Source organism: Actinomadura montaniterrae (genome assembly GCF_008923365.1).
Lineage (GTDB): Bacteria > Actinomycetota > Actinomycetes > Streptosporangiales > Streptosporangiaceae > Spirillospora > Spirillospora montaniterrae.
The window spans coordinates 1-18,471 of the sequence record NZ_WBMR01000028.1 but is presented as its reverse complement, the minus strand read 5'-3'; the positions used below and the strand labels follow the sequence as shown (position 1 = coordinate 18,471).

The 18,471-nt window shown below is 74.2% G+C and carries 17 protein-coding genes and 1 pseudogene; 10 read left to right on the top strand and 8 right to left on the bottom strand.

What is annotated here, in order from left to right; all coding sequences use genetic code 11:
* Positions 1-74: 74 nt before the first annotated feature.
* From F9B16_RS12990 to F9B16_RS12980, 3 genes are read right to left on the bottom strand one after another with little or no spacing between them, the layout of a single operon-like run.
* Positions 75-551, bottom strand: a complete 477-nt coding sequence (locus F9B16_RS12990; RefSeq protein ID WP_151540290.1) for a DUF3237 domain-containing protein — start codon at positions 549-551, stop codon at positions 75-77.
* Between the two features lie 47 nt (positions 552-598).
* Positions 599-1,570, bottom strand: coding sequence for a helix-turn-helix transcriptional regulator (locus F9B16_RS12985; protein WP_151540289.1), 972 nt, complete (start codon positions 1,568-1,570; stop codon positions 599-601).
* 54 nt (positions 1,571-1,624) lie between these two features.
* On the bottom strand, positions 1,625-2,161 hold the full coding sequence (locus F9B16_RS12980) for a cysteine hydrolase family protein (RefSeq protein WP_151540288.1): 537 nt from the start codon (positions 2,159-2,161) through the stop codon (positions 1,625-1,627).
* A 174-nt stretch (positions 2,162-2,335) separates the two neighbouring features.
* On the opposite strand from F9B16_RS12980, the gene F9B16_RS12975 reads away from it, so the two are divergent.
* Positions 2,336-4,204 (top strand): bifunctional metallophosphatase/5'-nucleotidase, encoded by a 1,869-nt coding sequence (locus F9B16_RS12975; RefSeq protein ID WP_151540287.1) that lies wholly within the window; start codon positions 2,336-2,338, stop codon positions 4,202-4,204.
* A gap of 35 nt (positions 4,205-4,239) precedes the next feature.
* Positions 4,240-4,881, top strand: a complete 642-nt coding sequence (mftR, locus tag F9B16_RS12970) for a mycofactocin system transcriptional regulator (protein WP_225991590.1) — start codon at positions 4,240-4,242, stop codon at positions 4,879-4,881.
* A gap of 28 nt (positions 4,882-4,909) precedes the next feature.
* On the opposite strand, the gene mftG is transcribed toward mftR, so the two are convergent.
* On the bottom strand, positions 4,910-6,442 hold the full coding sequence (mftG, locus tag F9B16_RS12965; RefSeq protein ID WP_151540286.1) for a mycofactocin dehydrogenase MftG: 1,533 nt from the start codon (positions 6,440-6,442) through the stop codon (positions 4,910-4,912).
* Positions 6,443-6,580: 138 nt separating this feature from the next.
* On the opposite strand from mftG, the gene mftA reads away from it, so the two are divergent.
* From mftA to mftF, 6 genes are read left to right on the top strand one after another with little or no spacing between them, the layout of a single operon-like run.
* A complete protein-coding gene (mftA, locus tag F9B16_RS50840; RefSeq protein WP_192808759.1) occupies positions 6,581-6,700 on the top strand; it encodes a mycofactocin precursor MftA in 120 nt (39 codons plus the stop codon).
* Positions 6,701-6,710: 10 nt separating this feature from the next.
* A complete protein-coding gene (gene mftB, locus F9B16_RS12955; RefSeq protein ID WP_151540284.1) occupies positions 6,711-6,998 on the top strand; it encodes a mycofactocin biosynthesis chaperone MftB in 288 nt (95 codons plus the stop codon).
* Positions 6,995-8,236 carry a mycofactocin radical SAM maturase gene (gene mftC, locus F9B16_RS12950; protein ID WP_151540283.1) on the top strand — a complete coding sequence of 414 codons (1,242 nt, stop codon included), beginning with the start codon at positions 6,995-6,997 and terminating at the stop codon, positions 8,234-8,236. The genes mftB and mftC overlap by 4 nt, the downstream gene beginning before the upstream one ends.
* A gap of 53 nt (positions 8,237-8,289) precedes the next feature.
* Positions 8,290-9,477 carry a pre-mycofactocin synthase MftD gene (gene mftD / locus F9B16_RS12945; protein ID WP_151540282.1) on the top strand — a complete coding sequence of 396 codons (1,188 nt, stop codon included), beginning with the start codon at positions 8,290-8,292 and terminating at the stop codon, positions 9,475-9,477.
* Between the two features lies 1 nt (position 9,478).
* Positions 9,479-10,234 (top strand): mycofactocin biosynthesis peptidyl-dipeptidase MftE, encoded by a 756-nt coding sequence (gene mftE / locus F9B16_RS12940; RefSeq protein WP_225991589.1) that lies wholly within the window; start codon positions 9,479-9,481, stop codon positions 10,232-10,234.
* Positions 10,231-11,733 (top strand): mycofactocin biosynthesis glycosyltransferase MftF, encoded by a 1,503-nt coding sequence (gene mftF, locus F9B16_RS12935; RefSeq protein WP_151540281.1) that lies wholly within the window; start codon positions 10,231-10,233, stop codon positions 11,731-11,733. Before mftE ends, mftF begins: the two co-directional genes overlap by 4 nt.
* 2 nt (positions 11,734-11,735) lie before the next feature.
* On the opposite strand, the gene F9B16_RS12930 is transcribed toward mftF, so the two are convergent.
* Entirely contained in the window at positions 11,736-12,542 is an 807-nt protein-coding gene (locus tag F9B16_RS12930; protein WP_151540280.1) for a mycofactocin-coupled SDR family oxidoreductase, read from the bottom strand.
* 611 nt (positions 12,543-13,153) lie between these two features.
* On the opposite strand from F9B16_RS12930, the gene F9B16_RS12925 reads away from it, so the two are divergent.
* Both F9B16_RS12925 and F9B16_RS12920 read left to right on the top strand, forming a co-directional pair.
* Positions 13,154-15,472, top strand: a complete 2,319-nt coding sequence (locus tag F9B16_RS12925; protein WP_225991588.1) for an ATP-binding protein — start codon at positions 13,154-13,156, stop codon at positions 15,470-15,472.
* A gap of 183 nt (positions 15,473-15,655) precedes the next feature.
* The gene (locus F9B16_RS12920; protein ID WP_151540279.1) at positions 15,656-17,062 is read left to right on the top strand and encodes a sugar porter family MFS transporter; all 1,407 of its coding nucleotides are present in this window, start codon (positions 15,656-15,658) and stop codon (positions 17,060-17,062) included.
* Positions 17,063-17,072: 10 nt separating this feature from the next.
* On the opposite strand, the gene F9B16_RS12915 is transcribed toward F9B16_RS12920, so the two are convergent.
* The 3 genes and pseudogenes from F9B16_RS12915 to F9B16_RS50835 all read right to left on the bottom strand — a co-directional run.
* A complete protein-coding gene (locus tag F9B16_RS12915; RefSeq protein WP_151540278.1) occupies positions 17,073-17,642 on the bottom strand; it encodes an N-acetylmuramoyl-L-alanine amidase in 570 nt (189 codons plus the stop codon).
* A gap of 27 nt (positions 17,643-17,669) precedes the next feature.
* Complete coding sequence (locus tag F9B16_RS12910; protein WP_192808758.1) at positions 17,670-17,948, bottom strand: hypothetical protein; 279 nt, start codon at positions 17,946-17,948, stop codon at positions 17,670-17,672.
* A gap of 9 nt (positions 17,949-17,957) precedes the next feature.
* Positions 17,958-18,471 (bottom strand): annotated as a pseudogene (locus tag F9B16_RS50835) (hypothetical protein); the annotation flags it as partial.

Below are 18,471 nucleotides of genomic sequence, written 5' to 3'. Positions count from 1 at the left end.
GCTGATCGTACAGCATAAAAAATCGCGACGGCGGTGCCGGGCGCCGCCGGCGGTGCGGCGGCACCCGGGGCGGGTCAGAGCAGGGCGTACATGCGGATGTGGACGGTCTCGGGCTCCAGGGCGCGGGCTAGGCCGACGAAGACGGTGCGGGCGAGCCAGCGGTGCGCCGGGGCGTCGGTGCGGAAGACCGGCGACGTTCGGTAGTAGTGGCCCGGCCAGGACACCTGGAGGTCGCCGTCGAACTGCTCCGGGCAGTCGGTCCCCTCGTGGTAGTAGCCGCGGTTGACGATGTCGATGACCGCGCCGTCCTCGGCCCGGAGCAGGTAGCGGGCGTCGAGCTGGCAGACGTCACCGCGGGTGTTCGACCAGTCGCCGCCGCCCGGCAGGACGGTCCCGCGCAGCAGCGGGCCGTCGACCGTGCCGCCGGTGATGGGGGTGAACTCGGTCTTCTCCCCGTCGCCGTGGCCGACGTGCAGGGTCGGGGCGAGGTCGGCGCGGATCTCGAAGGCGAAGGTCAGGGCGGGCGCGAAGGCGGGCTGAGTGTCGGGCATGGCGGCAGGTTAGCGGGGCTCCGGCCGATATACAACAGCGTTGTACATCAATGTTGTATCTCGTCCGGGCCGGCCATCGCCGCGAGGCGGCGGGCGAGGCGGGCCGCCGCCTCCCGCAGCTCCGGCGGCTCCAGCACCTCCGCCTCGAAGCCCAGCCGGACGACCCGCATCGCGAGCCAGTCCAGGTCGTCGCCGCCGACGACGAGCACGCACCACCCGTCGCGGTCGTCCTCGACGCGCCCCACCTGGGGCGGGATCAGCTCGAGCACCTCGGCGGGACGGGCGCGCATCCGGATCCGCGCGAGGTACCGGTAGGGCGCCTCGGTCACCGACCGCCGCACGTAGTCGACCGGGTCCGGATGCTCCCTCGCCGGGAAGCGCCAGGTCGTCGCCGCCGGCTCGCGCATGCGGTCCAGCCGGAAGGTCCGCCAGCCGTCGCGGTCGACGTCCCAGGCCATCAGGTACCAGCGGCGGCCGGTGGCGACCATCCGGACCGGCTCCACCGTGCGCTCGCGCTCGTCGCCGCCGCGCGCCGCGTACCGGAACCGCACCCGCAGCGCGTCGCGGCAAGCGCGCGCGAGCGTCACCAGCACATCGGCGTCGACCACGGCCCCGGGCCCGACGAGGGTCTCGGTGGCGCCGTGCACCGCTCGCACTTCAGCGCGCAGCCGCGGCGGCATCACCTGGTCGAGCTTCGCGAGCGCGCGCAGCGCCGCCTCCCCCGCCCCGGCGACCGTGCCGCCCGCCGCCAGCCGCAGCGACACCGCCGTCGCGATCGCCTCCGCGTCGTCGAGGAGCAGCGGCGGCAGCCGGGTGCCCGCGCCGAGCCGGTAGCCGCCGCCGGCGCCCGGAACGGCGTGGACGGGGTAGCCGAGCGCGCGCAGCCGCTCCACGTCCCGGCGCACCGAGCGGTCGGTGACGCCCAGTTCGGCGGCGAGTTCGGCGGCGGTCCAGGACGGCCGGCGCTGGAGCAGCCCCAGCAGCCGCAGGACCCGCTCGGTGGTCGCCTCGACGGTCACGCGCTCATCGTTCCACGTGCCGCGGAACGCCCCCGGCCGCCGGTCCCCGCCGGGTCAGAGGCACTGCGCGGCGGGGACGATCTTGGCGCGCATGTTCAGGTCCATCATGCGGAGCGCGGCGAAGCCGAGGTCGGGGTGGATGTGCGCGACCGCGTCCCGGACGACCTTGATCTTGAAGTGCCGGACGTAGGCGTCCAGGGCGCTGTAGAGCACGCACTGCTCGGTGACCTGCCCGGCGAGGATGACCTCCTCCACGCCCTCGCGGGAGAGCAGGTACTCCAGCGCGGTCCCGTAGAAGGCGCTGTGGCGGACTTTGGCCAGGAAGTCGCAGTCGTCCGGCGGCAGGATCGGCTCCACCAGGTCGGGGCGCTCGCCGTCCATCGCCCGCCGGACCAGGTCGTCCCGGTCGGCGGTGAAGTCGCCGTAGTTGTCGTTGACGTAGAGCAGGCGCACGTCGTCGCGTTCGCGGGCGCGTTCCAGCAGCCGCCGCAGCGGCTCGATGGTCCGTTCCACGCTCGCGGTGAGCAGTCCCGCGTCCTGGTGGCCGTACGGGTTCAGCATGTCGACGACGATCAGCGCACTGGTGCTCACGGCCCGTGCTCTGCCCGGCCAGAGCCGTCGCACACCTGGTCCGGGCGGCGCGGCGCAAGGACGCGGGTTGCCAAAGGTCGGCCGCCAGGATCGGGGATTCTCACCGGCCCCGGCCCGGCGCGGCGGGCTTATGGTTGCGGGTCGTCTCACTTGGTCGCCTTGGAAGGACGTGCGATGGACGAACCGCAGGGCCCTGCGCCGCGCTGGTGTTCATGTCGGGTGCCGGACGACGCGGGCGGCGGTCCCCGGGACCACCGGCACGGCCTCAGCCGCCGGCAGGCGCTGGGCGGGCTGACGGCGGCGGGCGCGCTGGCCCTCGCGGGATGGCCCGGGTCGGCCGAGGCCGCGACGCCGGCGAAGCGCGCCGGACGCGACGTGACGATCACCGTCATGGGCACGTCCGACATCCACAGCCACGCGGTGAACTGGGACTACTACAAGGACGCCGCGTACAGCGACAGCGCGGGGAACGTGGTCGGGCTCGCGCGGGTGTCGAGCCTGGTGAAGCAGATCCGCCGCGCGCGCGGGCGGGAGCGCACGCTGCTCTTCGACGCCGGCGACACCATCCAGGGCACCCCGCTGGGCTTCTACTACGCGACCGTGGAGCCCATCACCAGAACGGGCCAGACGCACCCGATGGCGTCGCAGATGAACGCCATCGGATTCGACGCGGTGGCGCTCGGCAACCACGAGTTCAACTACGGGCTGCCGTTCCTGAACAAGTGGATCAGCCAGATGGACGCGCCGGTGCTGGCGGCCAACGCGGTACACGCGGGCACGGACCGTCCGGCTTTCCGGCCGTACATCATCAAGCGGATGCACGTCCCGGGGCAGCCGCCGATCCGGGTCGGGCTGCTCGGTCTGACGAATCCGGGCGTCGCGATCTGGGACAAGGCGAACGTGTCCGGGAAGCTCGATTTCCTGGACCTGGTCGAGACGGCCAAGAAATGGGTCCCGATCGTGCGGGCTCAGGGCGTCGACGTCATGGTCGTCAGCGCGCACGCGGGCGACAGCGGATTGTCGTCGTACACGGGCGACATTCCGGTGGAGAACGCGTCGGCGATGGTCGCGCAGCAGGTTCCCGGAATCGACGCGATCCTTTTCGGGCACGCGCACATCGACGTCCCGGAGCGGTTCGTCACCAATGACGCGACCGGCGAGACGGTGGTGATGAGCGAGCCGAAGTGCTGGGGCGAGCGGCTGTCGGTGTTCGACCTCACGCTGCGGCGCGAGCGGGGCCGGTGGAAGGTCGTCGGGAAGTCGGCGACGACGGTGAACACCAACACCGTGCAGGAGGACCCGGCGCTCGTCGGACTCGTCAAGAAGCAGCACGACGCCGTGGTCGCCTACGTGAACCAGGTCGTGGCGACGTCCACCGAGGAGATGTCGGCGGCGGAGTCGTGCTGGAAGGACACCGCGATCCTCGACTACGTCAACGCGGTGCAGACCGCGAAGGTCACCGAGGCCGTGGCGGGCACCGAATACGCGTCCCTTCCGGTGGTGTCGATCGCGGCGCCGTTCAGCCGCAGCGCGACCTTTCCCGCCGGGCAGGTCACCATCAAGGACATCGCGGGGCTCTACATCTACGACAACACCCTGCTCGGCAGCGTCCTGACGGGCGCGCAGATCAAGGACTACCTCGAATACTCGGCGCGCTATTACAAGCAGGTCGCCGCCGGCGATCCCGTCGATCCGGCGTCGTGGACGAACGCCCACGACCTTCCCGACTACAACTACGACCAGTTCTCCGGCGTCACCTACGACATCGACATCGCCCAGGCGGAAGGGTCGCGGATCCGCAATCTCGCCTTCAACGGGACGGCGGTCGCGGACGACCAGAAATTCGTCGTCGCGGTGAACAACTACCGCCAGTCCGGCGGCGGGGGCTTCCCGCACATCACGACGGCGCCGGTGGTCTACAACGCCCAGGTCGCGATCCGGGAGGCGATCGTGGCGTACGCGTCCGCCGCCGGGACGATCGACCCGAAGACGTTCCACGTGGAGAACTGGAGGCTGGTCCGGGACGGCACGCCCGTCTTCTAGGTGCGGCCGCGCGCGGTGCGTGGGACCCTGGTGCCGTGACCTCGGAAGGCGGCACGGACGGCCCCCAGCGGGCCATGGGCAGGCCGCGCGCGACCTCGCCGGCCGTCCTGGAGCGGCTGGCGTTCGAGCTGTTCGCCCGCAAGGGGTTCGACGAGACCACCGTCGACGACATCGCCGCTGCGGCGGGGATCGCGCGGCGGACGTTCTTCCGCTACTTCTCGTCCAAGAACGACCTGGTGTGGGGCGACTTCGAGGGGCAGTTGCGGAGGCTGCGGGCGCTGCTCGACGAGGCGGACCCGCACGCCCCGATGATGGACGCGGTGCGCAGCGCCGTGGTCGAGTTCAACCGGTTCGACCCGCAGGACGTGCCGTGGCACCGGCAGCGGATGCAGCTGATCCTCGGGGTGCCGACCCTGCAGGCGGACGCGACGCTGCGGTACGCGTCGTGGCGGCCGGTGATCACCGCGTTCGTGGCGGAGCGCACCGGCGCGCCGGTGTCGGCGCTGGTGCCGCGGCTCGCCGGGAACGTCGTGCTGTCCGCCTGCGTCTCCGCGTACGAGTTCTGGCTGGCGTCGGGCGAGGAGACGATGCTGGCGGACGTGCTGGACGAGGCGCTGCGGCAGGTGAGCGCGGGCCTCTCGGCGGTGCTGGACGGCGCCGGCTCGGTGTCCGCGTAAGCCCTGCGGCGCGGCGGCCCCGCGGATGTCAGCCGCCCGCGCGGACGGCCCCGGCGATCACCTCGCCGATGAGGACGGCCGTGGCGGCGGGCCCGCGCAGCGGCGCGTCCGGGAGGATCGAGGTGTCGGCGACGCGGAGCCCGGTCAGGCCGTGTACGCGGCCGTGGCCGTCGACAGCGGCGCCCATCGGCACGGTCCCGCAGGTGTGCTGGGACGTGCCGAGCCGGGCGAGGATCCACGCGTCGAGCAGCGCGTCGTCGTCGAGCGGTCCGGGCGCGGGTTCGGCGGGGCCGGCGGAGACCTCGCCGAGCGCGCCGATCACGGCGGCCGCCGCGCGCACCGCCTCGCGCATCCGGCGCCGGTCGGCCTCGGTCTCCAGGTAGCCGTAGGCGATCCGCGGCGGGACGTCGGGGTCGGCGGAGACGGTGCGGACCGACCCGTTCGTGCGGGGCGCCAGCACGGACACGAGGAAGGGCAGGGGCGCGCCGGGGACCGCCGCCTTCCCGCCGACCAGGCCCATGACCGGCACGAGGGACTGGAGGATCTCCAGGTCGCCCGCCGCGGCGCCGCCGGTGGACGGCAGGTGGAGGGCGCCGCCGAGCCAGGTGCCGGACGGCGGCGGCAACGGGCGCCGCGGGGTCCATTCGACGGTGACCTGGGGATGGTCGCTGAGCGCGGCGCCGACGGCGGGCAGGTCGTGGACGGCGGGGATGCCGTGCGCGGCGAGGTCGTCGGCCGGGCCGATGCCGGACAGGTGCAGCAGGTGGGGCGAGGAGAGCGAGCCGGCGCACAGGACGATCTCGCCCGCGTCCAGCAGCGTGCGCCGCCCGCCGCGGTCGAGCACGGCCCCCGTCGCCCGGCCGCGGCGGACCACGACGGACCGCACCGCGCAGTCGCCGAGGACGGTGAGGTTGGGGCGGCGGGCCGCCTCGCCGAGGAGGTAGGCGATCCCGGTGTTGATCCGCCGGCCGTCCACGGTGTTCGACGGCACGGGCCCGAAACCGGGCGCGGCCTGCGCGTTCTTGTCGGGATCGTCGGGATGTCCGAGGGCGCGGGCGGCGTCCCGGAACGCGGCGGCGGCGGGATGGCTCAGGTCGGTGCGGCGGACCGGGATCGGGCCGTCGCCGCCGTGCAGGGCGGTGGCGCCGAAGTCGAGGTCGCTCTCCAGCGCCCGCATGGCCGGCAGCACCCGGTCGTAGGACCACAGGTCGCCGTGGGCGGACCAGCGGTCGAAGTCCTCGCGCCGCGCCCGGACGAAGTAGCCGCCGTTGACGGTGGTGGACCCGCCGAGGAACCGCCCGCGCGCCGCCGCGTAGGGCAGGCCGGGCGCGAGGAGGGCCGGGAACGTCCGGACGGCCGGGTTCCCTGGTTGCGCGCCGGGGACGAGGCGGGCGTCCAGCAGCCCGCCGGGGAAGTCCGCGCGCGCGGGCGGGACGGGCCCGGCCTCGGCGAGCAGCACCTCGCAGCCGGGGTCCTCGCTGAGCCGGGCCGCGAGGACGGCCCCGCTGCCGCCCGCCCCCACCACGAGGACGTCGGGCCGGCGCGGGACGGGCGTGCTCACCCGGGATTCCGGCGGATCATGGGGCGGGACCTTCCTTTATGGCACTCGATGCATTTAGTATCCGTCCAGGACCGATGGTACGAGCCGCACCGCGCGCCGGGGCGGCCGGGCCGTCGCACGCCGCACGAAGGAGGACCCATGGAGAGCAACGCTCCGGAGAACCAGGCCGCGGAGGCCGACGACCGCGCCCAGGACGTCGACGTCGCGGAGTCGCTGATCGAGGAGGTCTCGATCGACGGCATGTGCGGCGTCTACTAGGCCGCACGCCATGACCCAGCCCGTGCCGGACCTCGACCTCGACCGCGCCTGGGACCTGCACCCGCAGGTCTCGGTGCGGCCCGAGCCCTTCGGCGCGCTCCTCTACCACTTCGGGACGCGCAAGCTGTCGTTCCTGAAGGACCGCCGGCTGCTGGAGGTCGTCCGGTCCCTCGGGGAGGCGCCCACCGCCCGGGAGGCGTGCGCGCGCGCCGGAGTGCCCGCGGCGGACCTGCCGAGGTTCGGCGCGGCGCTCGGCGCCCTCGCCGGCTCCTCCATGCTCGTGGAAAGGACCCCATGACGCTCGCCCCGCACAACCCCGCGCAGCGGTCCGGGACGCGGCTGGTCGACCTGTTCGAGTACGGGCTCGACGCGCCGATCTGCCTGACCTGGGAGCTCACCTACGCCTGCAACCTGTCGTGCGCGCACTGCCTGTCCAGCTCGGGGCGGCGCGACCCGCGCGAGCTGAGCACCGAGGAGTGCAAGGCGGTCATCGACGAGCTGGAGGCCATGCAGGTCTTCTACGTCAACATCGGCGGCGGCGAGCCGACCGTCCGGCCGGACTTCTGGGAGCTGCTGGACTACGCCACCGCGCACCACGTGGGCGTGAAGTTCTCCACCAACGGCGTCCGGATCACCCCGGAGGTCGCCGAGCGGCTCGCCGCCAACGACTACGTGGACGTGCAGATCTCGCTGGACGGCGCGACGCCCGAGGTCAACGACGCGGTCCGCGGTCCCGGGTCCTACGACACCGCGATCCGCGCGATGCGGAACCTGCGCGACGCGGGGATGAAGAACTTCAAGCTGTCGGTGGTGTGCACGCGGCACAACATCCCGCAGATGGACGCGTTCAAGGCGATCGCGGACGAGTACGGCGCGCAGCTGCGGCTGACGCGGCTGCGCCCGTCCGGCCGCGGCGCGGACGTGTGGGACGAGCTGCACCCGCGCCAGGAGCAGCAGCGCGAGCTGTACGACTGGCTGGTCGCGCACGGCGACAGCGTGCTGACCGGCGACTCGTTCTTCCACCTGTCCGCCTACGGCAAGGCGCTGCCGGGCCTGAACCTGTGCGGCGCCGGACGCGTCGTCTGCCTGATCGACCCGGTCGGCGACGTGTACGCGTGCCCGTTCGCGATCCACGACGAGTTCCTCGCGGGCAGCATCCGGCAGCCCGGCGGGTTCACCCGCGTCTGGCGCGAGTCGGACCTGTTCCAGAACCTGCGCGAGCCGCAGACCGGCGGGGCGTGCGCGTCCTGCGGCTTCTACGACACGTGCAAGGGCGGCTGCATGGCCGCCAAGTTCTTCACCGGCCTGCCGCTGGACGGCCCCGACCCCGAGTGCGTGCAGGGGCACGGCGAGAAGCTGCTAGCGCAGCGTCCCGAGGACCGGGCCGGGATCCCGAAGCCGTCCGCCGACCACTCGCACCGCACCTCGCCGCCGCGCCGCCGTCCCGTGCCGGTCACGCTGCTGACCAGCCGCCCGGAGCGCCCGCCGGTGAGCGCCTGCGAGGAGAACCCGCTGGCCGGGCTGCGGCTGACCTAGCGGTTCCCCGGCGGCCGGCCGGCGGCCCGCCCACCCATCCAGGAGACATCGAGATGTTCAAGAACCCGTGGTTCGAGACCGTGGCCGAGGCGCAGCGCCGGGCCAAGAGGCGGCTGCCGCACATGGTCTACGGGGCGCTGGTCGCGGGCTCGGAGCGCGGCCGGACGATCGACGCCAACACGAAGGCGTTCGGCGACCTCGGCTTCGCGCCCCGCGTCGTCGGGCACAAGGCGGAGCGCGACCTGTCCACCACCGTGATGGGCGTGGAGACCTCCATGCCGGTGCTCATCTCCCCCACCGGCGTGCAGGCCGTGCATCCGGACGGGGAGGTGGCGGTGGCGCGCGCCGCCGCGAACCGGGGCGTCATCATGGGGCTCAGCTCGTTCGCGAGCAAGCCCGTGGAGGAGGTCGCGGAGGCCAACCCGAACGTCTTCTTCCAGATGTACTGGAGCGGCGACCGCGACGCGATGGTGCAGCGCCTCGACCGCGCGAAGAAGGCGGGCGCGAAGGCGCTGATCGCCACGCTCGACTGGTCGTTCTCCAACGGCCGGGACTGGGGCAGCCCCATGATCCCGGAGAAGATCGACTTCAGGACGGCGGCGAAGCTCGCGCCCGGCGTGCTGCCGCACCCGGGCTGGCTGTGGAAGTTCGCCAAGGAGGGCCGGATCCCCGACCTCACCACCCCGAACCTCAAGCCGCCGAACGGGCCCGCGCCGACGTTCTTCGGCGCGTACGGCGAGTGGATGCAGACGCCGCCTCCCACCTGGGAGGACGTCGCGTGGCTGCGGGAGGAGTGGGGCGGGCCGTTCCTGCTCAAGGGCGTCACCCGCGTCGACGACGCCAAGCGCGCGGTGGACGCCGGCGTGACGGCGCTGTCGGTGTCCAACCACGGCGGCAACAACCTCGACACCACGCCCGCCACGATCCGGGTGCTGCCGTCCATCGCGGAGGCGGTCGGCGACCAGATCGAGGTGCTGCTGGACGGCGGCGTCCGGCGCGGCGGCGACGTCGCCAAGGCCCTCGCGCTCGGTGCCCGAGCGGTGCTGATCGGCCGCGCCTATCTGTGGGGCCTGGCCGCGAACGGGCAGGCGGGGGTGGAGAACGTCCTGGACATCATGCGCGGCGGCCTCGACTCCGCCGTCCTCGGGCTCGGGCACTCGTCCGTCGACGAGCTGAACCCCGACGACCTCGTCATCCCGCCCGGCTTCGCGCTGACGCTCGGCGGCGGTTCTGCGGGCTGACGTGGCCGGTGCCGGAGACCTGCGCGGTTCCGACGACCTGGCGGGGGCCGCCTGGACGGACGTCCGGGCGGCCCCGCTCGTCCTGGTGCCGGTCGGGTCGACCGAGCAGCACGGCCCGCACCTGCCGCTGTCGACCGACACGGTGATCGCCGAGGCGGTCGCCGGCCGCGCGGCCGGCGCCCTGCGCCCGGACGCGGAAGGGCAGGTGCTCGTCGCGCCCGCGATCGCGTTCGGGGCGAGCGGCGAGCACGCCGGCTTCCCCGGGACGGTCTCGATCGGGCACGAGGCGCTGAAGGCGGTGCTCGTGGAGACCGTGCGGTCGCTCGCGCTGTGGGCGGGACGCGTCGTCTTCGTCAACGGGCACGGCGGCAACGTCCCGACCCTCGACGCCGCCACCGGGCAGATGCGGGCGGAGGGGCACGACGCCGCCTGGGTCGGCTGCGGCGTGCCCGGCGGCGACGCGCACGCCGGGTTCACCGAGACGTCCGCGATGCTGCACCTGGCCCCTGACCTGGTGCGGCCGTTCGACGCCGTCACCGGGGACGCCCGCCCGCTGGCCGCGATCATGCCGGACCTGGTCGCGGGCGGTGTCCGCGCCGTCTCGCCGTCCGGCGTGCTCGGCGACCCCGCCGGGGCCTCCGCCGAGCGGGGCCGCGAGATCGTGGCGGCCATGGTCGCGTCGGCCGTCCGCCGGATCGCGGGCGGGCGCGCGGACGAGCGCGGGCGGCTCCTCGACCCGGCGGTGCCCCGGACATGAGCGGGCCGAAGGACCGGTTCCGGCTGCCTGACGGCCTGCCCGTCGCGCTGGCCCGCGACACCTCTCTCTGGTCGGGCGGGCGCGTGGCCACCGGCGGCGCGCCCTGGAAGGTGGTCCGGCTGGCGGACGCGGCGCGCCCCCACCTGGCGGCGCTGCGCCGGGCGGGCCGCGCCGGGCTCGCCGACGCCTCGCCGCTCGGGCGGGCGCTCGCCCGCAAGCTCCTCGACCTCGGCATGGCCGACCCGCTTCCGGCGCCGCGTCCCGGGCCGCACGACGTGACGGTGGTGATCCCCGCCTACGAGCGGGCCGACGAGCTGGAACGGTCCCTGGCCGCCGTCGGGGACGTACCGGTGGTCGTCGTGGACGACGCCTCCCCCGATCCCGAACCGCTGCGGCGGATCGCGGAGGCGTACGGGGCGCGGCTCGTCCGGCACTCCCGCAACCGGGGCCCCGCGGCGGCGCGCAACACCGGCCTGCGCCTGGTGGAGACCCGGCTCGCCGCGTTCGTCGACTCCGACTGCCGCCCGATGGCGGGCTGGCTCGACGTCCTCGTCCCGCACTTCGACGACCCGCGCGTCGCCGCCGTCGCCCCCCGGATCGTCCCGCTGTCGGACGACACCGGGCTGCTGGCCCGCTACGAGACCGCGCGGTCGGCGCTGGACATGGGCCTGCGGCCCGCGCTGGTCCGCCCCGGCGGGCGGCTCGGGTTCGTGCCGACCGCGACGCTGCTCGTGCGGGTCGCGGCCGTCCCGGACGGCCCGTTCGACGAGGACCTGCGGCTCGGCGAGGACGTCGACTTCGTGTGGCGGCTGGGCGACCAAGGGTGGAACGTCCGCTACGAGCCCGCCGCGCGCGTCGCGCACACGCCGAGGCTGCACCCGGCGGCCTGGGCGAAGCGGCGGCACGAGTACGGCACGTCCGCCGCCGACCTCGCGCGGCGCCATCCCGGCAGGCTCGCGCCGGCCCGGCCGTCGCTGTGGAACCTCGCGGTGCTCGCCCTGCTGGCGCGGGGACGTCCGGGCACGGCGGCCGGTGTCGCGGGTGTGGCGGCGGCGCTGCTGGCCAGGCGGCTGTCACGGCTGCCCGCCGACTGGAGCCTGGCCGCCGCGATCGTCGGGAAGGGCGTCGCCGCCGACGCCGCCGCGATCGGGCACGCGCTGCGCCGCGAGTGGTGGCCGCTCGGCCTGGTCGCGCTCGCCGCCTCCCGCCGCAGCCGTCTCGCCCGCGCCGCGGCCGTGGCCATGCTCGCGCCGATCGCGCTGGAATGGCTGCGGCAGCGTCCCGCCATCGACCCCGTCCGCTACACCGTCCTGCGTCTCGCGGAGGACGTCGCCTACGGGTCCGGGGTGACGGCGGCGTCCGCCCGCGCGCGCACGGCCGCCCCCCTGCTGCCGGACGTGCGGTTCCCCGAGTCGTTCCCGTCCGTCCGGGACCGGGCGCTCAAGGCCGCCGGACGGTGGATCGCGGCCGTCCGCCCGGCCGGCCGCGATCCGCGCTGAGCTCAGCGGTTCAGCGCACCGAGGTCCACGGGCAGCTGGGCGCCGGTGATGTACTTGCCCTCGTCGGACGCCAGGAACGCCACGATGTTCGCGATGTCCTCGGCCTCGACCATCTCGTAGGGCAGCGTCGGCATGTAGATGGGCGCGAGCATCGGGGCCTGCTCCAGCAGCTCGGTCATCTTCCCGGCGGTCATGCCGGTCCGCACCCCGTGCGGGTGGACGGTGTTGACCCGGATGTCGTGCTCGCCCAGCTCGTTGGCCAGCACCTTCGCCAGGCCCACGACACCGTGCTTGGACGAGGCGTAGTGGGCGAGGAACGGCAGCCCCTTCAGGCCGGCCACCGAGCTCGTGATGATGATCGAACCGCCCTGGCCCTGCTCGATGAGCGTCGGCACGGTGGCCTTGACCGTCTTCCACACCCCCGTGAGGTTGGTGTCGATGACGTCCTGCCACTGCTCCTCGTCGAGCTCCCAGGTGCGGCCGTAGTTCACGATCCCGGCGTTGGCCACCACGACGTCCAGCCGGCCGAGCTCGGCGACGCCCTCGCTGACGGCCGCCTGGAGCGCGGCGAGGTCGCGCACGTCCGCCTTGCGGGCCACCACTCGGCGTCCCCGCGCCTCCACCAGCTTGACGGTCTCGTCCAGGTCGGACTGGGCGGAGGGCTCGTAGGGGACGTACGAGCTGGCCGACCCCACGAGGTCGACGGCGATGATGTCGGCGCCCTCGGACGCGAGCCGGACGGCCTCCGCGCGCCCCTGCCCGCGCGCCGCGCCGGTGATGAAAGCGACCTTGCCTGCCAAACGCGCCATGGCTTCTTCCTCCACATGGGTCAAGACCCGGCGACGCAGGGTGGAAGGCCTTTTCGGGCGGACAACGGCTGCGCTGCCATCGGGCCGATAAGCGGTCGACAGCCATAGTGGCACTGAGTGTCAAAAGGGGCAAGGGTCCACTTGCCCCGCATCACCGCCGGTCACGAGCCCGTCACGGGCACGACGCGGGGGCGCCCCTGAGCGCGTCGCCGGCGCGGCCTTGAGCCCGCCACCGCCACCGGCGCCGACAGCACGGTGACGATGGCGGGGGCCGGGCCCCCGGCGGCCGGAGGTTCCCCCCGGATCCCCGGCCGCCGTCCGGCGGACCGCGCGGGAACACCGGTGGGGCGGCCCGCCCGGAGGCATCCGCCGTGCGACCGCGCGCGGCGCGTCGTCGCCCGTCCGGCCGGACGGCCCGTCACTCCCCATGCCGGGACGGCCCGTACCCCCGTGCGGCCGATGCCCATCCTGGCGGAGGCGGCGGCCTCCGCCATCGGTAGATGAACCGATTCCGGGTACCGATTCATGGTCGCCTTCCGTAGCACCGCGACTACACTTCAAAAGTCCCCTCTGGTTGCCGGGCGTCCGGCGGGAACTGACTCGGAGACGGCGTGGCGCTGAATGTGACGCTGGAACGGCAGACGGGAAGACTCCCCGCGGAGTTCACCAGCTTCGTCGGGCGGAAGGCGGAGCTCCACCAGGTCAGGCGGCTGATCGACGGGCACCGGCTGGTCACCCTGACCGGCCCGGGCGGGGTCGGCAAGACCAGGCTCGCGGTCCGCACCGCGACCCGCGCGCGCGACGCGTTCGACGGCGGCGTGTACTTCGTCGCCCTCTCCGGCCTCACCGAGCCGTCGCTGCTGGCCCAGGCGGTCTGCGACGCGCTCGGCCTCGTCGAGCAGGGCGGCGAGCCCGCCGCGTCCCGGCTCGCCGACCATCTCGCCGACCGGCGCGTCCTGATCGTCCTCGACACCTGCGAGCACCTCCTCGACGAGTGCGCCGCGCTGACCGAGGCGCTGCTGCGCAGCGCGCCCGGGCTGCGCGTGCTCGCGACCAGCCGCCAGCCTCTCGACGTGCTCGGCGAGCACACCATCGCGGTCGCGCCGCTCGGCCGGCCCGAGCCCGGCCGCGCCGATGCCGCGGACGGCGAGGAGTGCGACTCGGTCAAGCTGTTCGCCGAGCGCGCCGCCGCGGCCGTCCAGGGCTGGACGCTCACCCGCGGCAACCGCGACGCCGTCGTCCGGCTCTGCGACCGGCTCGACGGGATCCCGCTCGCCATCGAGCTGGCCGCGGTGCAGCTGCGGACGTTCTCGGCCGACCAGGTGCTGAAGCGGCTCGGCACCCGGCTGTTCCAGGCCCGCGGCGTGCGCACGAGCGTCCCGCGGCACCAGACGCTGCGCGCCGCGATCGACTGGAGCCACGCGCTGTGCTCGGCCGGCGAGCGGCTGCTGTGGGCGCGGCTGTCGGTGTTCGCCGGCGACTTCGAGCTCGACGCCGCCGAGCACGTCTGCTCCGGCGACGACCTGCCCGCCGAGCACGTCGTCGAGCTGCTCACCGGGCTGGTGGACAAGTCGATCGTGCAGCGCGCCGACCGCGGCGGCCAGGTGCGCTACCGGATGCTCGACAGCCTGCGGGAGTACGGCGTCGAGCGGCTCGCCGCGCAGGGCGGCGAGACGCTCCTCAGGAAGCGCTGCTTCGACTGGTACGCCGGGCGGCTCCGGACCGCCCGCGCCGAGCTTGCCGGCGCCGGGCAGGTCGGGTGGCTCGCCTGGTTCGGCAGCGAGCGCGCCAACATCCGCGCGCTGCTCGGCCACGTCCTGCCGACGGCGGAGACCGCGACGATCCGGGACGCGATGGAGGCGCTCGGCCGGCTCTGGATGCTGCACGGCATGGCGGGCGAGTGCCGGCACTGGATGGACCGGCTCCTGGAGACCCGCGACACCACCGGCGAGGGCTGGTCGGGCTTCCTCGGCGTCGCCGCCCTGACGATGGTCCTGCAGGACGACCTCGGCGCGGCCGGGGAGCTGCTCGACCGGGCGCTGGTGCAGGCGCGGGCGGAGGGGGACGACGACACGGCCGCCCTGATCGTCTCGTGCCAGGGGGTCGCGGCGCTGTTCGCCGGCGACGTCGACCTCGCGCTGCGGCTGCTCGGCGCCGCCGACGAGGTGCGCGGCGACGACGCCGCCGGCGACGTGCTGTTCCTGCTCGTCGAGGTCTTCCGCGGCGTCGCGTACCTGTTCAAGGGCGACTACCCGGCGGCCGTCGCGCACGCCGGGCAGGGCGCGCGGACCGGCGAGGAGCACGGGGAGCTGTGGGTGCGCTCCTACGGCATGCTCGTGTGCGGGCTGGCGCTGTGGCTCGCGGGCGACCTCGGCGCGTCCCTCGAACGGCTCTGCCGGTCGCTGCGGATCAAGCGCGACCTCGGCGACGAGCTCGGCATGACGCTCGGGCTGGAGGCGATCGCCGGGTGCCTGTGCAGCGGCGGCGAGTACGTCCGCGCGGTCCGGCTCCTCGGCGCCGCCGACCGGATGCGCGAGTCCACCCAGACCGCGTGGTTCGGCCCGCACCACGCGATGCTGCGCGAGATCCACACCGGCAAGGCCATGGAGGCGCTCGGCGAGCGGCGGTACCGCGCCGCGTTCGAGGAGGGCGGGCGGCTCGCGCCCGCGCACGCGATCCGGGACGCGCTCGGCGAACCCCCCGTCCCCGACGACCCCGCGGACGCGCCCGCGGCGGACGCCTGCCCGCTCACCGAGCGCGAGCTGCAGGTGGCGGCGCTGGTGGCGGAGGGGCTGTCGAACCGCGACATCGCCGAGCGGCTGACGATCGCCAAGCGCACCGCCGACTCGCACATCGAGCACATCCTGTCCAAGCTCGGCTTCTCCTCGCGCGCGCAGATCGCCGTCTGGATCACCGAGCAGGAGTCCTGACCCGGACGAGCGGCGGTTCACCCCCCGGCCCCGGTGCGTGTGCTCTCGATCACGGAGGGTAGGGCCTGGTCAGCACGTCGATGCCGATCGGGGGGTCAGCGGTGATGACGACGGTTCGGGCGGCCGCGCGCAGCCGGACGGGCAGGACGCGCGGGACGGGCGCGGCGGGGCGGCGGGCCTGACGTGCAGGGGTTCTCCACCGCGACGGTCTACGAGGGGCCGCTGTCGGAGGTCCCGCCGGACGGGCTGCGCAAGATCTGGCTCTGGGCCGTCCTGATCGCGGTCGGCGGGTTCCTGTTCGGCTTCGACACCGGCGTGATCTCCGGGGCGCTGCTCTACATCAAGACCGACTTCGGGCTGAACTCGTTCGAGCAGTCCAGCGTGGTCAGCGTGCTGGTGCTGGGCGCGATGGCGGGCGCGATGGGGTCGGGCCGCATCGCCGACCGGATCGGGCGCCGGAAGATCCTCGGTTTGGAGGGGCTGGTGTTCCTGGTCGGGACGGTCATCGCCGTCCTGTCCACCGGCTACGCGATGCTGGTGCTCGGCCGGCTCGTCCTCGGCCTCGCGGTCGGCGGCGCGTCGGCGACCGTGCCGGTGTACCTGTCGGAGATCTCCCCCAAGGAGATCAGGGGCCGCACCCTGACCCTCAACCAGCTGCTCATCACGATCGGCATCCTGGTCGCCTACCTGACCAACCTCGCGTTCTCCGGGGCCGGCGACTGGCGGGCCATGATCGGCGTCGGCGCGGTGCCCGCCGCGGTGATCGTCGTCGCGTCGCTGTGGGTGCTGCCGGAGTCGGCCGCCTGGCTCGCCGCGCGCGGCGAACGCGACGAGGCGCGCCGGCTGGTCGCGTCCGTCACCAACGAGGCCACCGCCGACCGGCTCCTCGACCGCTACGACCGGAACCGGGCGCGGCAGGACGACGACCGGACCGGGTGGCGGTCCCTGCTCGCCGCCGACGTCCGGCCCGCGCTCGTCGTCGGGCTGGCGCTGGCGGCCGTGCAGCAGTTCGGCGGCATCAACACGATCATCTACTACGCCCCGACGATCATCGAGGAGACCGGGCTGACCGCGTCCAACTCGATCGTCTACTCCATCGCCATCGGCGTCATCAACCTGGTGATGACACTGGTCGCGATCCGCGTCATCGACCGGGCGGGGCGCCGCCCGCTGCTGCTGTTCTCGCTCGGCGCGATGACGGTGATGATGGCGCTGCTCGGGCTGTCGTTCGTCGCGGGCTGGTCGTCCGGGCTGTCGCTGGTGTTCATGGTGCTGTACATCGCCGGCTACGCGGTCGGGACCGGGCCGGTGTTCTGGACGCTGATCGGCGAGATCTTCCCGCCGCGCGCCCGCGCCGCCGGGTCCAGCGCGTCCACCGCGGTGAACTGGCTCGCGAACTTCGTCGTCAGCCTGGTCTTCCTGCCGATCGCGGGCGTCCTCGGGCAGGGCGAGACGTTCTGGATCTTCGCGGTGATCGCGGGGCTCGGCTGGGTCTTCGTGAGCCGCTTCGTCCCGGAGACCAAGGAGCGCGACTTCACCGAGGTCGACGCCGACCTGCGGTCCCGGTTCGGGGAGCGCGCCCCCGCCTGAGGCGGCGCCGTCAGCGGGTGAGCCGCTCCCAGTGGCGCCGGACGTCGTCCCAGGGGAAGCGCGGGCCGGGGTCGATGCGCCGCCGCACCAGGACCTCCGGGTCGTCGGACGCGGGGATCAGCTCCCGGTCCAGATCGCTGTGGCGCACCAGGCGCGCGACCGAGGGATGCGTCTCCGTGAGGACGGTCAGCAGCGCCATGAGCGCCGCCGTCTGCTCCGGCGGGAAGTCCTCGGAAGGGACCTGCGACCGCGAATGGAAATGGTCGGGATGGCGGCCGGTGTTGACCAGCTCGATCCCGATCGACGGGGTGTTGTGCCCCGCGGCGTGCGCGGCGACCCGGTCGAGCGGCACGAAGCGGTGGCAGCTCCCGTCGCGGTCCACGTAGAGGTGGCCGCACACCCCGGTCCCGTCGTCCTTCCCGTCCGCGCTCCGCTCGGCGTAGTCCCAGGCCTCCGACAGCGTCGGGATCTCCGTGGCGTGCAGGACGACGGTCGTGATGGACTCCGGCGACCGCCGCTCCAGCGACCCCCACCAGGAGACGAGCCGGTCGTCCACGGGCGGACCTGCGGGCGCGGTCATGATCCCCATGCTAACGAGCCCGGCCGGTCACGCGTCCGGCTCGGCCGAACCGTCCGCGTCCTCGTCCTCGGCGTCGGCGGAGTCGTCGTCGGCGCCGGTCAGGCGCGCGCTCAGGCGGTGCGAGACGCGGACGTCGCGGTAGGTGGTGTTCCGCTTCACGGGGCGGGGCAGGTTCCGCCGGTCGGTGCTCGCCCCCGACTCGCCCTCGGGGTCGGCGCCCGCCCGCTCCTCGACGTCCGGCGTATCGTGGATGACGAGTTCGTCCGCCTTCACCGAGGCACTGATCTCCACGTCCGGTTCGCGCATCGCTCCTCCTCACATCCCCGGCAGGCGCTTGAGGACGCCGCCGATCAGGTCCCGGCCGGCGCGGACGGACTTCCTGGTCAGCGCCGCCGCCAGCTCCCCCGCCGCCAGCTCGTCGGCCTTCTCCGGCCCGTCCCGCACCGCCCGCCGCTCCCGCTCGTTGCGCTGCTCGCGCGGGTCTCGCCGCTCGTGCTGGTCGCGCCGCTGCTGCGGGTCACGCCGGTCACGCTCGTCCCACCACTCGCGCTCGTCGCGCCACTCGTGCGAGTCGCGCTGCTCCCGCTCGTCCCGCCGCTCGCGCGGGTCGCGGCGCTCGCGGTCATCCCAGGGCTTGCGGGGGGTGCGTCGCTCCCGGCGGTCCTGTGGCTCGGGCTCGGGGTCGTCGTGGCGGGGCCGCGGGCCGGGGGCGGGCGGTGGCGGGGCAGGGCGCGGGCGTTCCGAGCCGGGTTCGCGCCCGACGTGCGGGCGGCGGGGCGGCCTCCGGGCATCGACCCCGTTCCGCGCGCGCCCTACGCCGCCGCCCGGG

Excerpts from the sequence above, each read along its gene's own strand:
- mftD (WP_151540282.1), top strand. The coding sequence starts at position 8,290 with ATGTTCAAGAACCCGTGGTTCGAGACCGTGGCCGAGGCGCAGCGCCGG.
- F9B16_RS12990 (WP_151540290.1), bottom strand. The coding sequence starts at position 551 with ATGCCCGACACTCAGCCCGCCTTCGCGCCCGCCCTGACCTTCGCCTTC.
- mftA (WP_192808759.1), top strand. The coding sequence starts at position 6,581 with ATGGAGAGCAACGCTCCGGAGAACCAGGCCGCGGAGGCCGACGACCGC.
- F9B16_RS12910 (WP_192808758.1), bottom strand. The coding sequence starts at position 17,948 with ATGCGCGAACCGGACGTGGAGATCAGTGCCTCGGTGAAGGCGGACGAA.
- F9B16_RS12915 (WP_151540278.1), bottom strand. The coding sequence starts at position 17,642 with ATGACCGCGCCCGCAGGTCCGCCCGTGGACGACCGGCTCGTCTCCTGG.
- mftC (WP_151540283.1), top strand. The coding sequence starts at position 6,995 with ATGACGCTCGCCCCGCACAACCCCGCGCAGCGGTCCGGGACGCGGCTG.
- mftF (WP_151540281.1), top strand. The coding sequence starts at position 10,231 with ATGAGCGGGCCGAAGGACCGGTTCCGGCTGCCTGACGGCCTGCCCGTC.
- mftB (WP_151540284.1), top strand. The coding sequence starts at position 6,711 with ATGACCCAGCCCGTGCCGGACCTCGACCTCGACCGCGCCTGGGACCTG.
- F9B16_RS12975 (WP_151540287.1), top strand. The coding sequence starts at position 2,336 with ATGGACGAACCGCAGGGCCCTGCGCCGCGCTGGTGTTCATGTCGGGTG.
- F9B16_RS12930 (WP_151540280.1), bottom strand. The coding sequence starts at position 12,542 with ATGGCGCGTTTGGCAGGCAAGGTCGCTTTCATCACCGGCGCGGCGCGC.